Source organism: Enterococcus hulanensis (assembly GCF_005405485.1).
Lineage (GTDB): Bacteria > Bacillota > Bacilli > Lactobacillales > Enterococcaceae > Enterococcus_A > Enterococcus_A hulanensis.
This window is the reverse complement of the sequence record NZ_BJED01000032.1, coordinates 15,148-31,380: the sequence shown is the minus strand read 5'-3', so window position 1 is coordinate 31,380 and position 16,233 is coordinate 15,148. Positions and strand designations below refer to the sequence as shown.

General features: G+C 39.8%; 15 protein-coding genes. 2 read left to right on the top strand and 13 right to left on the bottom strand.

Annotated features, from left to right (window positions below; translation table 11 throughout):
- Positions 1-182 precede the first annotated feature (182 nt).
- The 12 genes from FFR60_RS21925 to FFR60_RS21870 form a co-directional block, all read right to left on the bottom strand.
- Positions 183-1,343: a DUF3089 domain-containing protein gene (locus tag FFR60_RS21925; RefSeq protein ID WP_137665819.1), complete on the bottom strand. Its 1,161-nt coding sequence runs from the start codon at positions 1,341-1,343 to the stop codon at positions 183-185.
- A gap of 111 nt (positions 1,344-1,454) precedes the next feature.
- Positions 1,455-2,333: a 16S rRNA (adenine(1518)-N(6)/adenine(1519)-N(6))-dimethyltransferase RsmA gene (gene rsmA, locus FFR60_RS21920; RefSeq protein WP_137665818.1), complete on the bottom strand. Its 879-nt coding sequence runs from the start codon at positions 2,331-2,333 to the stop codon at positions 1,455-1,457.
- The gene (rnmV, locus tag FFR60_RS21915; protein ID WP_137665817.1) at positions 2,330-2,893 is read right to left on the bottom strand and encodes a ribonuclease M5; all 564 of its coding nucleotides are present in this window, start codon (positions 2,891-2,893) and stop codon (positions 2,330-2,332) included. Before rnmV ends, rsmA begins: the two co-directional genes overlap by 4 nt.
- Positions 2,886-3,662, bottom strand: a complete 777-nt coding sequence (locus tag FFR60_RS21910) for a TatD family hydrolase (RefSeq protein ID WP_137665816.1) — start codon at positions 3,660-3,662, stop codon at positions 2,886-2,888. The genes rnmV and FFR60_RS21910 overlap by 8 nt, the downstream gene beginning before the upstream one ends.
- Before the next feature lie 195 nt (positions 3,663-3,857).
- A complete protein-coding gene (locus FFR60_RS21905) occupies positions 3,858-5,195 on the bottom strand; it encodes a Na+/H+ antiporter NhaC family protein (protein ID WP_137665815.1) in 1,338 nt (445 codons plus the stop codon).
- Between the two features lie 244 nt (positions 5,196-5,439).
- Positions 5,440-6,495 carry an S-methyl-5-thioribose-1-phosphate isomerase gene (locus FFR60_RS21900; protein WP_137665814.1) on the bottom strand — a complete coding sequence of 352 codons (1,056 nt, stop codon included), beginning with the start codon at positions 6,493-6,495 and terminating at the stop codon, positions 5,440-5,442.
- Positions 6,496-7,713, bottom strand: coding sequence for an S-methyl-5-thioribose kinase (gene mtnK, locus FFR60_RS21895; protein ID WP_137665813.1), 1,218 nt, complete (start codon positions 7,711-7,713; stop codon positions 6,496-6,498). It lies immediately after the preceding gene.
- A 23-nt stretch (positions 7,714-7,736) separates the two neighbouring features.
- Entirely contained in the window at positions 7,737-8,906 is a 1,170-nt protein-coding gene (locus FFR60_RS21890; protein WP_137665812.1) for an iron-containing alcohol dehydrogenase, read from the bottom strand.
- Positions 8,907-8,945: 39 nt separating this feature from the next.
- A complete protein-coding gene (locus FFR60_RS21885; protein ID WP_137665811.1) occupies positions 8,946-9,587 on the bottom strand; it encodes an L-fuculose-phosphate aldolase in 642 nt (213 codons plus the stop codon).
- Between the two features lie 2 nt (positions 9,588-9,589).
- Positions 9,590-11,053 (bottom strand): FGGY-family carbohydrate kinase, encoded by a 1,464-nt coding sequence (locus FFR60_RS21880; protein ID WP_137665810.1) that lies wholly within the window; start codon positions 11,051-11,053, stop codon positions 9,590-9,592.
- A complete protein-coding gene (locus tag FFR60_RS21875; protein WP_249355068.1) occupies positions 11,053-12,033 on the bottom strand; it encodes an NAD(P)-dependent oxidoreductase in 981 nt (326 codons plus the stop codon). Before FFR60_RS21875 ends, FFR60_RS21880 begins: the two co-directional genes overlap by 1 nt.
- 31 nt (positions 12,034-12,064) lie before the next feature.
- The gene (locus FFR60_RS21870) at positions 12,065-13,426 is read right to left on the bottom strand and encodes a Na+/H+ antiporter NhaC family protein (RefSeq protein WP_137665808.1); all 1,362 of its coding nucleotides are present in this window, start codon (positions 13,424-13,426) and stop codon (positions 12,065-12,067) included.
- Between the two features lie 210 nt (positions 13,427-13,636).
- Here FFR60_RS21870 and FFR60_RS21865 point away from each other — a divergent pair, with 210 nt between their 5' ends.
- Positions 13,637-14,398 (top strand): DeoR/GlpR family DNA-binding transcription regulator, encoded by a 762-nt coding sequence (locus tag FFR60_RS21865; RefSeq protein WP_137665807.1) that lies wholly within the window; start codon positions 13,637-13,639, stop codon positions 14,396-14,398.
- A 144-nt stretch (positions 14,399-14,542) separates the two neighbouring features.
- Here FFR60_RS21865 and FFR60_RS21860 read toward each other — a convergent pair whose 3' ends face one another.
- Positions 14,543-15,349, bottom strand: coding sequence for a Cof-type HAD-IIB family hydrolase (locus tag FFR60_RS21860; RefSeq protein WP_137665806.1), 807 nt, complete (start codon positions 15,347-15,349; stop codon positions 14,543-14,545).
- Positions 15,350-15,554: 205 nt separating this feature from the next.
- Between FFR60_RS21860 and FFR60_RS21855 the strand changes: the two genes are divergently transcribed.
- Complete coding sequence (locus tag FFR60_RS21855) at positions 15,555-16,151, top strand: hypothetical protein (protein ID WP_137665805.1); 597 nt, start codon at positions 15,555-15,557, stop codon at positions 16,149-16,151.
- Positions 16,152-16,233 lie beyond the last annotated feature (82 nt).

The window sequence follows — 16,233 nt, the reverse complement described above, 5'->3', positions numbered from 1 at the left end:
ATTGACAATAAAAGCAACAAAAAAATAGAGTGGATTTCTCCACTCCGAAAAAAGTCTAACTTTTTGGGGTCACTACAAAACTTTCTTAGGTCGATGGGGTTATTTCGGTTTCACTTATAGTTAAGCATGCTGTTAAACGACTAAAAAAACTGCCCATCCTTTTCGATAGGCAGTTCAATATCTTATTGTGCAGTTTGTTGATCGGCATCTGCTGTCTGTCCATCTTGTTGTGCGGATGGATCAGCCGTTGTTTGCTGCGGATGGGTCGCAAAGTATTGAGCTTCGCGATTTTCTGCATTTTGCTGCAAGTTATAGTAATAGAAGCTGATGTCATTGTTTAAGTACGAACCGGCTGGGTAAAGCTTGCGGGTGCTTTCCGGCATTTCGTATTTGGCTTTATCAACGGTGGAAGAAACGACTAACCCTCTTGTTCCGTCAACGGTCGCATCAGCTAGATTCATAACCTTCGTGTAGTCGCCCTCGTCATTTCGGACATACGACCCTAGATTTTCTTCAGCCGGTGCTGGCGTACCATCAGTTGTCCAGTTGATCGGATTGATGGCTAAAGCACCTTCATCCCACGTTGGCAATTCACCAGTGAAATCTGGAGCAACCGTATTGTAGGAAATAACCACACCTGTATCATCGGGACCCGTCGCAAATTTTACTTGCGGATTATCGTTCATTTCTTGTTGTGTTACCGACTGTCCCAATACGTAAGCGGCGATCATACGGTCGCTGACACCAGGATTATTTTTGAAATAATCATACATAATCGCTTTGATCATGCGAGCACCTTGCGAATGCCCTACTAAAATAAAGGGACGATTGTTGTTTTCGTGTTTGATGTAGTAATCAAAGGCAGCGTAAACATCGGCCTTCGGTATACCATCGACATATTCATTTTGTTCCGCTTTTGATTTTGAGTATAACCAGTTGGCATCTAGTTGACGGTAATAAGGTGCAAAAATATTGCCGCTCGTATCAAAAGCAGAGCCTTGAGTGGCTAGGAAAACTTGAGCTCCCGCGCGCATCGTCGCATTATCGATTTTGGCTACTGGTGATGAATTTTCATTTTTTTGTGCGTAAGCGGTAGGATACAGCATGAAGACATCAGCTTGACTCGTGATTTCGGTTGGTTTTGCCAGCCAGTTGTCTGAATCACTGTAATCGCTCGCCTTGATGGTCTCCCCTGATTTTTCTGGTTCCTTCACCTTTTTTATGGTTGTTTTGCGTGTTTCTTGCTTTGGTGCTTCTTCTTTGGTGAAAAAAGTCGTATAGGCGTAATATCCGCCCACACCTAATAAAGCTATTATGACTAATCCAATTAGGAATTTTTTCATTGTGTCCTCCAAGTAAAAAATTTATGTACTTTCCTATTATAGGGGAGTTGGGTTTTAATTGACAAATTTCGTTGGGATTTAATGAAAAAACAAAAAGAGCCGAAGCTCTTTTTAGTTTGCTTTATTTGCTTCTAACGCATTAGATAAGCGGGCAAATTCCTCCAACGAAAGGGTTTCGCCGCGGCGCTTCGGATCGATCTCGGCTTGCTGCAAACTGGTTTCCAACCAAGCTTTCGTCGCATCGTCTTTGCCATAGCTGTTTAATAAATTGTTCCATAAAGTCTTCCGACGTAAAATGAACGCCGCTTTGGTCAATTTGAAAAATTCTTTTTCGCTAGTGACTTCGACTGCGGGTGTTTTTCTGCGAACCAAACGTAAAATCGCAGAATCCACATTCGGCTGCGGAATGAAAACCGTCTTTGGTACGATAAAAGCGGTGCTTGCTTCCATATAATATTGCACAGCGATCGACAAGGAGCCGTATGCCTTCGTGCTTGGTTTAGCGGAGATTCGATCGGCAACTTCTCGCTGCATCATGACCACCATCTCATCAACGGCCAGATCAGATTCTAAAATATGCATCATGATCGGGGTAGTGATGTAATAGGGCAGGTTCGCGACAACCTTGATTGGACCTGCTTGAGCAAAATACTCGGTCTCTTTTTTCAAATCAACCTTCAAAATGTCGTTATGAACGACTTTGATATTATCATAAGGACTCAATGTATCAGCTAAAACCGGGATCAAACGATCATCGATCTCAAAGGCCAGCACCTGATGGGCCGCGCGGGCCAAATGCTCCGTCAATGCACCGATCCCCGGTCCGACTTCAATCACATTGGTCTGTTCATCAATCTCGGCAGTTTTGACGATTTTTTGTAAAATGTTGGGTTCGGTCAAAAAGTTCTGACCAAGACTCTTCTTGAAGGAGAAGCCGTGTTTTTGCAGGATTTCTCGCGTTCGCGAAGGCGTTGCTATATCTTTGTTCACAAAGTTTCCTCTACTTTCCTCATTGCCTCATGCAGTTGTGCTTCGGTGATCCGAAACATCGTTAAACGTTTTTCCAATTGCTTGGCATTCGTATAGCCAATCTTCAATTCATCGCCCAGACGTTCCCGTCGTTCGCGGGCTTGAGCTCCCGCTATTAAACCATAATCCAACAGCGTTTGTCTAGCTATTTTTGGCTCATCACCCGCTGCTGGAGTCACGACTTTATGCAGGGCATCAATGATTGCTTCATCACTGGCATGCTCCACCCCAAGACTTGAGCCGCGTTTTTGCGGTGCAGCCATTCGTCTGGATAAAAAGGCGTGTTGCGCATCGGGAATGGCTTCCATGATCGTCTTGCGGATCTTCTCCCCCGAAAAATCAGGGTCGGTAAAAACGATCACACCGCGCGTCTCCTGTGCATGTTCGATTTGCTCTAGGATCGATTCGTTGATCGCCGATCCGCGGGTCTCGATCGTATCCACCTCAAAGACTTCTTTTAACCGTTTTGTATCGTCTTTGCCTTCAACAACGATGATCTCTTCAATTTTTTCTTTATCCATTGGCATTGATCCTAAACAAACGATGAGCATTTTCGGTCGTTTGCTGTGCTACTTCTTCCATTGGCAAATTGCGCAATTCCGCAATTTTTTCAACCACATACCGGGTATAGCCCGGTTCATTACGTTTTCCGCGATAAGGCATCGGTGCCAAATATGGCGCATCGGTTTCTACTAATAATTTATCCATCGGCACGATGGTAGCCGCTTCTTGGACATCCAATGCTTTTTTGAAGGTCACGACGCCCGAAAATGACACATGCATGCCTAAATCTAAAAAGCGCTTCGCCCATTCGCCGCTGCCGCTGAAGCTGTGCATGATTCCGCCGATGTCGCGAATGTCTTCTTCCTTCAAAATCTTATAGGTATCTTCCATCGCATCGCGAGTGTGGATGCTAATAGGAAGATTCATTTCTTTAGCGATCGCGATCTGACGGCGGAAAACTTTCTCCTGAACCTCTTTCGGGTCTTCCATCCAATAATAATCCAGCCCGATCTCGCCTAACGCTACTACTTTCGGCAATGTTAATTTCTTAATCAGGTCATCTTCGATCGCCTTCGTGTAACTGCCAGCCTCGGTCGGATGCCAGCCGATAATAGAATAAATTCCCTCATATTGCTGGTTTAGTTCTAAACTTTTTTCAATCGTTGGTGTATCAAACCCGACAACAGCCATTTCCGTCACGCCAAGCTCGCGGGCGCGTTCAACCGTTTCAGGTATTTCTGCTTCAAATTGTTCCGCATTCAAATGCGTATGAGAATCAAAAATCATTGGTAGTCCTCCTAATACGTTTAATTATTTATCTGCTGAATCCATTGAGAATCAACTTATTTTAACACACTGCCCGCGAACAAACGAAAATCTACTTTAGCAAAAAAAGAAAAAACGGTTAGATAGTGACTATCACCTAACCGTTTAAAGCTATTCATTAATTTTTCTTTACAACCTTATCCATAATTCTGGTTGCTACGCAGTTGGGAAATTACTATAACCATTTTCCTCAGTTGCTTTGATCCGTGGGAAATCTAATACCACAAACAGGATACTAAAGATTAAGGTTAAGTAACAATACCAAACCCATGGCATAACCTCTACAGGAGAAACCTTCGCCATTCCACCTGCTACCAGCAGTTGCCCCGCATATGGTATTACTCCTTGGATATGCGTTCCAAACATGGAGAGAATAGTAGCGACACGAGCTCGAGCTAAATTAAATCTTTCACCGATTTCTGTGGCAAGCGGACCAACAGTGATAATCGCAATTGTATTATTCGTAGTCGCCACACATAATAATGTGACTAATAAACCGATAGACAGCTCTGCACCTTTTCTAGATTTCGTTCTTTTACCCAATGTATCCATCAACCACTGAATACCGCCGAGATATTTCATTATCTCAACTAGCCCGCCGACAAATACTGCGATAATAGCCATGTCTTCCATTCCGGCCATTCCTTTTTGAACAAATTCCATCGAGCCGATCAAAGTGAAGTCCCCAGAGATTACACCGATGATGATCCCCGAACAAACACCCACTAACATTACCGGCATTACATTCATCCCTGCTAGTGACAAAGCGATTACTAAAATATAGGGAATAATTTCCACTAGATTATAATTATAAGACGAACTAATCGCAATATCCTTAATTGGATACATTGCGAGCAAAATAATGTTTATGACAATCGCCGGAAGATACGTAATGATGTTCAGCTTAAATTTTTCTCTTTGAGTAACATTTTGTGTTTGAGCAGAAGCGATTGCTGTTGCGGAAATGAATGATAAGTTATCGCCAAACATCGCTCCACCAACCACGATTCCTGCCATTAGAGCGGGATTAACCCCTGTTTTTGTTGCAACATTCACTGCAACAGGCATTAATGCAATAATCGTTCCCATCGAGGTTCCCATCGCGAAACTTAGGATACAGCCGATAACAAATATTCCCGGTAAAATCATCTTGCCCGGTAAAATACTCAAGCCTAAGTTTGTCACAGAAGAAACGGCTCCCATTTCAGAAGCGACACCTTGAAAGGCCCCGGCAAGAATAAAGATAACGACCATCATGATTAGTGTCGGTTCTCCGCCGCCTTTACAAAAAGTGATAACCTTCTGATCAAAGGATAACTTCTCGGTTCCTTCTGGAGGTGAAAAAACAAATGATACGATCGTGGCAATAATAATTCCGACTAATAACGGCATGCTATCAAATTTACCTGATACAACACCCGTTAAAACATAGAGCACTAAAAAAATGATCAGCGGCATAAGTCCTTTGAAACTTCCCTTTTTAACGCTTGACATAAAATACCTCCTAAGTATTTCTTATGTTAAGACATCAAGATCGCCTGATGTCTTTCATAAATAATTTTCCCATCTCGTCAATGTTCAATTTATATCCGTTTTTGAAACCGCATACATAAAAACCAATACCTCTAGCTTTACTAACGCTTAAAAAATCCAGCAAATTTTTTTAAAGGAGAAAGCCGTCTATGAGTGACACCCTGAAAAGAGACAGCTTTCTCAAACAACAAGAAATTAGTATCGTTTAATAAAAATTATTTTCTGGATTCTCTTTAAAATAGCTCTTAAGATCATAGGGTGAATAGAATCCTCGATCCGTGACAACTGCGCCAATGAATTCCGGTGGAGTGATATCGAAAGATGGATAGATTGCTTGAACGCCATTCAACGTATGCTTAATACCATTTAGTTCCATCACTTGTTCCGGATCGCGCATTTCGATTTTAATACTACTTTTATCCTTCTTATCTGAATCAGGAATCCCTGTTACAAAATATGGAATCCCAAAGTACTTAGCTAGTATCGCAATCTGATAGGTACCAACTTTATTAGCGATATATCCGTCTTGTGAGATGCTGTCTGCGGCAGACGTAAACAAATCAATTTTTCGCGAACTCATTAAGTAAGCAATCATATTGTCAGAAATCACAGTTGTTTTAAAACCCATTTCTGCACAGCAGCTAGCTGTTAATCGAGCCCCTTGTAAATAGGGTCGTGTTTCTGCACAAAAGAATTGAAGATCTTTTTTCTGCTCAATTGCTTCACGCAAGAGCATCCCAATAATTGTTTCACCGTAACACTGAGTTAGCACGGTTCCATTATTGGGAATTTTTTCAATTAAAAACTTGGCTACTTTATTCATAGTGAAGTAGCGGCGATTTAAAGAATCAATCGTATTTTGCCTGATTGCTTCCGTTGGTGATGTGCCCGCAGCTAAAGCTTCCTTTGCGATGTCTAAACATTTTTCTGTAATCAAACGCATTCGATTCGCAGTAGTCGGTCTAGCGGTTGCAATGGTTTCACTCGCTTCTTTTAGATAGGCCAGCTGATCTTCGACGGACAAGTCAGCACTTTGATAGCTGGCTAATGCCATCCCCATTCCAGCAGCAGTATAAGGACCAGCACTTTGAGTAACCATATCTGTGATTGCTTGTGCTACTTCTTGATAGGTGTAACAATCGACAAATTGAGTTTCTCTAGGATAAATCCGTCGATCAAGAATGCGAACTTTTCCATTTTCATACCAAGCAACATTCTCATATTGTAAAAGTGTTGGCATCATATAGTCTTGACGTTCCATCTAAATTCCTTCTTTGCATTGGTTAAAAATATCTACTAATTCTTTCCCTGTTCTGATATTTTCCCGATTTTTTATAAGGTATATTCCATATTTGACTAACACTCTCTCAGCATCTAGTTTCTTATCTTCTGCAATCAATGACAGTTCTTTGACTTTTGAATCTCCAACAACGCGACGGATGATCTCCGTACCGGTATAACCTAAAGTATCAGCCATCATAGATTTCAGATAGTGTTGTTTAAATTGTTCATTTCGATAAAGTTTAAAGTCGACATTTTCTTCATAAAAGGTATTAAATTTAGCGCAGATCTTATCAAAAATTTCTTCAATACTTGTCAAAAGCCATGCTTGAAATTCTTCGTTAGAGTCGTTACGTGTTTGATCCAATACCAAAGGAAAAAGTAAATGTGCAAGTACATTTCCGATGTCATAGCCCATCGGTCCATAGAAAGCAAATTCCGGATCGATCACCTTCAGTCCGGCTTGATTGATAAAAATTGAACCGGTATGCAGGTCTCCATGAACTAGTGCCTGCGTATTATTCATAAAATTATTTCTTAACCAAGCCACTTCTGCATGCAGCTCTTCGTCTGCATACAAATGTGCCTCGACAAATTCTTCGTTTCCTGGCGTAATGATATTTTGCTTTTTGTAATCATCGTAAGGTTCTGTCAAAACTAAGTCTTCGCTAATATCGCACATGTCGATATTAGTAAATGATTTCACTCTCGTTTTCTTCTCTCCCCGCTCCAAGACTAAATCAGTTGTAGGAATAAGCACTTTGATTAAAAAATCAGAAATATCTTCACTGAATGTTGGAAAAATCTGCTGATCAATTAATTCATAACGCATATTTTTATACTCTGAGATATTTTCCATTGTTAATGCCGCAAGTGTTTCATTGTAATTGTAAACTTCCGGAATGTATTCCGGCGCCAGCTTATTTTGAATTTGCAGTATTTCAGATTCAATTCGATTACGCGAAAGATCCAAGCGTCTGCCGGAAGAACGCAAGTATTTATCCGCTTGTTTCACCACAACTGTCTGACCAGTTGAATGATCCGTTACTTGATAAACATAGTTGATATTTCCGTCTCCGATTTCAGACACCTCTAAGTATTCTGATTTTCGGAACAACTTTAAATGATCGACCACAAATTTTTTTATGTCGTCAGCATTCATTAAAAAATGCTGGTCATACACAACATCATTACTCATCTTTCTTTACTCCAATCATCTTTTTACAAAGCTAGTTTTAAAATCTCCACAATGTCTTGTTGATTTAGCGGTTTAAGATGCCCAACTGTCTGAGAATCATTTTTGGTCGCTCTTTTGGCCATGTCTTCAAAATGCTCAGCCTTGATTTCCATCTCCGTCAGGCTTGTTCTCATTCCCAGTTTCAGAAAGAACTCTTTCGTCTTCTCGATAGCCAGATCAATGATCTCATTTTCAGAATAGATGATGGGATCGATACCGAAAATTCGAATACCGTATTTCACTAATTGCTCCGGATAAAATGTACTAATGTATTTCATCCAGGCTAAAGTAACTACGACCATTCCTTCTCCATGAACGATTCCATATTGACCACTCAATTCATGTTCAATCCTGTGAGAACCCCAATCAGGTTCGCGCCCAAGTTCTAAACTATTGTTATGAGCGATGATTGCTGTTAAAGACATCTCTGCCCGTAGATCATAGTTCTCTAAATCATTGATCAGCTTAACCCCGTTGATCAATGTTGACTTAATGGCTCCTTCTAACAAGAAATCGGTAATATCGGTGTGCTCCACCTTGCTAAAATAGCGTTCTAATAAGTGAGATAAAATATCAGCCGTTCCAACTCCCGTATTATACTTAGGTAGTTTCACAGTAAATTCCGGATTAATAATTGAAAATTTAGGAATAATAATTTCACTCTCTACGCCTAATTTGTATTCTTTATTGGATACGATCGTCGCCGGCGACATCTCAGATCCAGAAGATGCTACGGTAGAAATCGCGCCAACTGGTAAAGCTTCGGTGACCTCTTTCTCTCCTGTAAAGTAGTCCCAGGTATCACCATCATATAAACTCCCCAAGGCGGTTGCCTTAGCAGTATCAATTACGCTGCCTCCGCCAACAGCTAAAATAAAATCGATGTTTTGCTGTTTTACGAAATCACTTAATTCATTGATTAAGGATAGTTCTGGATTTGGAACAACGTGTCCATTTTCAAAATATTGAATATCAAATTTCTCTAATTCCTGTCTAATCGTAGCTGCAATTCCTAATTTTTCGTAATAATCCCCACTAAAGAGAACTAAAACTTTTCTGGTTTTGCTCCATCTGCTAATCAACTCGCCAACACGCTTTTCCTCGCCTTTACCAAAAAAGATGTTTGCGGGATTATAGTAATTGAAATTTAACATGCCTTGCCTCCCTGAAAATTAAGATAGTATTATTTAGTTTTACTGCTGACCATAAGTACCAAATTTTTCAACTACTACTTCCATTTGTTCGGAATTTAATAAAGCCGGCTTGCCGATAGCTTCTGCTCTGATTTTTAGTTTCGCTAAAAACTCAATATCCTTCGCGACAGAAAAAGCCTCTTCACAATTCGCGCCAACGGCTAATGCTCCGTGATTGCCAAGTAAAATACCGTTATTATTTCCCATCACTCGATAAGCTTCATCCGCCAATTCTTGTGTGCCAAAGGTTTTATATTCACAACACCGAACGCGATCACCGACAGAACCAATGATGTAATGCAATGGTTCAATGTCTTGTAATAAACAAGCAACGGCCGTCGCATAATCAGAATGCGTGTGTACAACAGAATTAATATGCTCGGTTTTTTGATAAAAAATGCAGTGCATGTGATATTCACTTGAAGGCTTTCTCGTTCCTTCTACGATATTGCCTTCTAAATCTAAAACTACGATATCTTCTGGTTTTGTTTCATTGTAAGGAATACCGCTGGGACTGATCAGCATCACATTGTCTTCTCGTATAAAAATCGAAATATTCCCGCCAGTTCCCGTCGTTAATTTTTCAGTGATTAGTTTTTTCCCAAAATCTACAATTTGTTGTCTTTGTTCCATATACTTCATTTTTAAAATGCTCCAATCTCTTTTTTACTATTAATTTTTTCACGGTACATCAGCCATGTTTCTAATTGCTCTCGTAAATAATTATCGTTGCTTGGTTCGTATTCTTTGATTATCGGAATACTTTCCAATGTTGACTCTTTTGAAAAACAAACTCTTGCAGCACCAATGACGGATGCCTCATCATAATTCTCTTTCAAAACAAGTTTTTTATTGGTTAGATCAGCTATCATTTGGCACAAGCTGGTCATCCGTAATCCCCCGCCTGAACCAACAATAAAGGGAGATTCCGTTTGACTTAACACTTCATTTTGTCGAATCTTAAAGGCAATTGAAAACGCGATATCGGCAACAACGCCGTGAACAAGATCTTCCTTTTTTAATTCTTGATCAAAAGGAACGTTCATTAAAAAACCGCCTTTAGGAAAAGCTATATTTTTATAAGGCGATTGGGTTGTGAAGCTGCCTAAACATTTCAATTGATTATAGTGTTCCAAAACGTATTCATCGATTGCTTCATAAGAAGAATCCGGTAATAATTTGTCTTTAATTAATTGAAAATTTAATCCAGTGACACCAGGATTCGTTTCAATTTGATACCCCTCATCAGCCAAATTGCAACTACACCAAAAATTGAACTCTTTGTTTTTTTCATAATCAGGTATCTCATTTTTGTATTTCACGACTGGTGAGGAAGTTCCTGAAATCAATCCGATATCTTCTGAGCCCAAATCCATTCCTAAAGCAGCTAATTGCGTATCGGCTCCGCCTACTACATACAAACACTCTGAATCTAGCTTGAACGCTGAAATTCTTTCTGCTTGAATCTCATGCTCAGTCCCTGCTTTAACTACCTGGGGCAAAATTGACACCCCTATATCGAATGTGTCACAAATCGTTTGATCCCATTTCTTCGAGTAAATATTATAGAGCTGCGTTTCGCAGGCATGGGAAAATTCCATTTCTATCTCCCCAGTAAAAAGATAGCCAATCCAATCACTCAAACTGATGACATCGGTAATCTTCTGAAAGAGTTCCGATCTTTTTTGTTTCAAACCATAAAATTTCATTGCGCCAAAATCTTCAGTCACAGGTCTGCCAGTGTATTGCTCAATATATTCACGATTAAAAATATCTGACAACCATGTTTTTCCGCGATTATCAATATTAGGCAATCCGTAGAAATCATTTCCCTTCTCATCTAATAAAACAAATGATTCTCTAGCGGCAGAAGAGCTTAGATATTTGATTCTGAATCCCTCTAAATTTTTCAAAACTTCTTTTATCACTGAAAAAATCGTTTCTTTCAACTCGTTAGGCAGAAAGTATTTCGCATCATCGTATGCTTCGTCAATATAATAAGTGTTCTTACACCCTTTTATTCTGACTAGCTTTCCTTCACAGGAGACTACAGCGACCCGGGTACTTCCCGTTCCGATATCAATAATCAAAGCGGCATCTTTTTTCATTAACGATCACCTACTAATTGATGAGCAGGTTTGTTCTTATTCAGATAATCGATAATGCTTCTCGTGATAATCTCTGATTGATGATCCACCACCTGATGTGACGCCCCATAGATATGAGGGGTCAACAAAATATTGGGAATATCAGCAATTCCTGCGTCCTTTGCTGTTGGCGGCTCCGTGTCTAAGACATCTAAGATCGCGCCGCGAATTTTTTTCGATGATACTAATTCGTATAACCGATCGTTCTCGACCACTGCACTTCGGGAAGAATTAATAAAGACACTTTCGGGTTTCATAAGCGACAGCAGTTTTTCGTCAATCATTCTTTTGGTCTTTGCATTCACTGGTAAATGAACGGTGACATAATCGGAGTTCGAAAATATTTCTTCCAACTCAACCTTCTGACACTTCTCTACATCTTCTACAAATGGATCATAGTAGACGATCTCTACATCAAATCCTTGAAGCAGCTGTGCAATATTTCTTGCTACCGCACCAAAACCTACAAATCCTATTTTTTTCTTGTAAATCTCATTTCCCATCCATAAATAATACGGCGTCGTTCCCTCCTTCCACTTCCTTTCTTTTACCCAGTTCACTGAATCTACTAGATTCCTTTCAAAGGCAATTAAGCTGCCTAGCCACATCTCAGCAACAGCATTCGCATTTCGAGCGGGCGTACATAAAACTGGAATATTATATTTATCGCAGGCCTTCACATCAATATTTTCCGGCGAAGCTCTGCAATCACCAATAAATTTCAAATCGGAATATTCCTTTAACACATTTTCATTAATGACGTCCAGTTCAGTAATCAACGCGTCAGGTTTCTCCCGTAAAAGACAGTCAATCATTTCTTGTTCATAGTACCTTTCACCAGAATCAGTCCAAGGCTCATAGACTACCTCGTCAAAAAGATCGTTTAATTTTGAACGATTTTCTTCATTGATCGGCGCTCGCACTAATAGTTTTTTCATCATGCATCCTCCAGTTTTCGATTTTATATCTTAGTTATTCCATTGAATCCATTTCTGAAATTTGATCCACTTCACCCTCTGAAACGCTCGTTTTTTTAACGTCAAGAACATCCTTTACCTTAGGAACCTGTAAAATAATCGATAAGCTGCCGGCAACGATCATTAACATTGAGTACCAGTTATAAGGCATAATGCTCACTGGCGACACTCCCGCTAGACCTCCGACAACTAAAAGCTGGCCGGCATATGGAAGCAGCCCGTTGAAGGCGGAAGCGAATAAATCTAAAATACTGGCTGTTCGAGAACGAGAGATATCGAAACGATCAGCAATATCTTTGGCTAGTGGTCCTGCTGCAATAATCGAGATCGTATTATTGGTTGTTGCAATATCAATCAAACTTACTAATGCAGCGATGGAGAATTCCGCACCGCGTCGTGTTTTGACCCCTTTTGTCAAGTTATATAATAGCCAGTCGATACCTCCGAGATGTTTCATAAGAGCAACTAACCCGCCAACTAATACTGCAATGAGCGCCATATCCTGCATACTCATCATGCCTTCATGAACCGTCTTCATAAAACCAGTTAAACCAAAATCACCATGGAGCAAACCAATTGCAAGTCCTGATAAGACACCTAAAGTCATTACATTGATTACATTCATTCCTACTAATGAAAGAACAATCACTAGAATGTAAGGTAAGATATTTACTAAATCGTATTGATACGTTCCCTCAGTAATCGCACTCGTATCTATCTTTTGCAATGAAAGCAGGATTAGATTAATCAACACCGCTGGGAGAACAATCAAAATATTCGCTTTGAACTTAGACTTCATCGAAACTTCTTGCGTCCTTGTCGCTGCTATCGTTGTATCAGAAATGAAAGAAAGATTATCACCAAACATCGCACCTCCAACAACAATTCCGCAAAGCAGAGCAACATTTGAATTCGTCTTTTCCGCAATATCAATTGCGATCGGTGCAAGAGCGGCGACGGTCCCCATTGAAGTCCCCATCGCAAAACTTAATAAACAGGCGATCAGAAAAATCCCAGGTAAAATCATATTTGACGGCAAAATACTTAGTCCAAGGTTTGAAACAGAATCTACCGCGTGCATCTCATTGGCTACACCATAGAAGGCACCTGCCAACAAGAAAATAATTACCATCAGAATTAAAGTAGATTCGCCTGCCCCTTTACAAAATATTGCGACCTTTTCATCAAAACTTATTTTTTCATCCTTTTTATTCATAATAAGAGCAATTGCACAAGCGATAGTAATTCCAATCATTAACGGCATATTCTCAAAACTTCCAGTCGACAACCCCGTAAACATATACAGAGCCAGAAAAATGAGCAGCGGCAGCATTCCCATAAAATTGCCTTTTTTCATTTTAATCCCACCTTTTTTTGGTTTATTTTCGGTTAAGCGCTTTCTTCGACTTCAATATACAAATATTCCCAAAAAAAGTCAACCGTTTTTTGTTTAAATAACGAAGAAAAACGAAGAAAGCCAAAAATACCAAAAAAAAGAAGATTATTGATTTACAAATTTATGATTGTTATGATGAGGTAGACATCGTAGGAAATGAGGGAATATTAAATGTTGAAATTTGAACGCCTGCAAACTATAAAAGATTTATTGAATGAAAATGGTAGTGTTTCAACTTCTGAATTAAGTAAGCTTTTTAGCGTGACTGAAGAAACTGTCCGAAATGATTTAGCAGATCTGCAAAATGAGAAAAAAATCAAACGCGTTCGAGGCGGAGCCTTTCTAATCGAGCCGATGGATAATGAAGTTCCAATCGCCATTAGAACAGAGATGCTGCAAGATGAAAAAAATAAGATCGCAAATATCTGCATGAATTATATTAATCCAGGAGATACCATCGCAATCGATTCTTCCACTACAGCAAATTGTCTAGCAAAATTAATAAAAGAAGCCAAACTATCTGTAACAGTCATTACCAATTCAATTACAAATGGAACTATTTTAATGAATTGTCCCAGTATAAATTTGATTATTCTTGGCGGTACATTACGCTCAAAATCAAATTCTTTAGTTGGGAATATTACCAATGAATCAATTAAAAAATATGTGATAAACAAAGCGTTTGTAAGCTGTTCAGGTCTTTCAATGCCTGCTGGACCAACGGATACAAATGAACAAGAAGCCAAAATCAGAGAAAATTTTTTCCTTGCCTCAGAGCAAAATTTCTTATTAGCTGACAATACAAAGTTTGATTTTAGAACGGTTTATTTAATTTCAAGTTTTGATTCGTTAGATTACATTATTACGAATGAGCGTGCATCGAAGGAATGGAAAGAATTTTTGACAGAGAAAAAAATTGAACTTCTTTATTAAAAAGTCTCTATAAAAAAATAAACTGTGCAAGTTATTCTCATACTAAAAAGTATAAGATAACTTGCACAGTTCGTTTTTTATGAATAAAAGAACTAGCCTTAGACTGATTATGTGCTCCTTAAAGAAAACAGCTCAAGAATTCCGCTATGCTTTCAATAAAAGCTCCATCATCTCCAAAACGCTTTCTTGATTATTCGAGCCGATAATTTCTTTTGAGGCCTGCTTTACTTTTTCCTGAGCGTTTGCCATGGCGTAGCTCGCGCCGGCATAGGCCAACATTTCAATGTCATTGCCGCTATCGCCAAAGGCCGCGATCTCTGCTGGATCGATCTTCCATTCAGCGCTTAATTTTGCTAAGCCGTTTGCTTTATGAACCCCCGGAATAATTAAGTCAATGTCGCCATGACCACTGGAAACGGGGATCATTTCTCCTTCTAATACATCTGTCAACGCTGCTAGCTTCGCTTCGATCCCGACGTTTGGAAATGACAAGGCAAATTTGAAGATCTCATCGTTTTCTTCTGTGATATCTTCTAATTTTTCAAGTTGTTTGATACTGGGATAATAAAAGCTCACACTGTTGAAGACCTCTGCCGGCATTTCCTTGGACACATACGCACTCTTTTTGCCGCACAGCACAACGGCTGTCGGTTCAAGAGCATTGATCCCAGCCAAGGCCTTCAATACTTTAGTCATTGGTAGCTGCGCATTATAATAATCTTCGCCCTCCACGATAATATTCGCCCCGTTCTCAGAAACGAAGGTCATTTCCGTATGAAGCTCAGGGAAAAAGCTTTTCAATTGAAAATATTGATTGCCGCTGGCGACCACAAACTTGATCCCTTTTTCCTGTAATTGACGAAAAAGCTTTTCAAATCGTTCCCGATTATACTCTTTCTGATCATCTAAAAAGGTACCGTCCATGTCCACTGCGATCATTTTGATAGTCATTTGCATCCGCTCCTTCTTTTTATTCGTTCTCATAAGAGTACCATACATTGTGGGACGCATTTCAGGTCAAGGCAAATCTAGGTCTAAATCCTTTTGAAAATCCGTCGAAAGTCGGATGCTCCTGTCAAAATTTCCCACTATACTAGCTATTAAGGATCGGCATACGTCATAAGACCTATGCAACTATTTAGAAAGAGGTGCGTTTATGCCTAATTTTCAACAGGATTTTCCAAATGCCGCACGCTACTTAAAACAAAGATATCCAGATAGGGAACCCTTGAGCAGTTTTTGGCATTGGGCGACATTAGCGCTATTTGCCATTTTATGTATCGCGACGATCAAGCAGCAATTATTATTGATCGGGATTTTGATGCTGGTTGCAGCATTAATCAAGGGACCGGGAATCTTACTTTTCGGTTTGATCTATTCCTTTTTAGTCAGTCTATTTCCGCCAATCGGAATCGTCCTTTCAGCTCTTTTCTTTTTATTTAATATTCGTTTATTGACGAAAAGCTGGCGCGTGAATATCGTGACTTCATTGTTTTACTTGTACCCGCTGGGATTGAGCCTGCTGCGCTACTTTACTCACTGGGATGCCGCATGGCAGATCGGACTTCAATTACTACCGGGCTTACTACTATTGCACTTTGTATTGATGCAGGTGTACTACTTCCATCCAAGCGCGCGTCAAGTCGCCTGGACGGTCTTAGCCACACCATTTGAACTGATCTCACTCGTATTACCTAAGCGCTTCAAGAAACCGTTTCGGACTACGGCACAACCAACTAGAATAAAGCGCTAAAAAATATCGTTAAGGGAAGACTCCTTTAACGATATTTTTATTTGCAATTTAAGTTTAACGAGAAACAGCGGGCGTGTTAAAA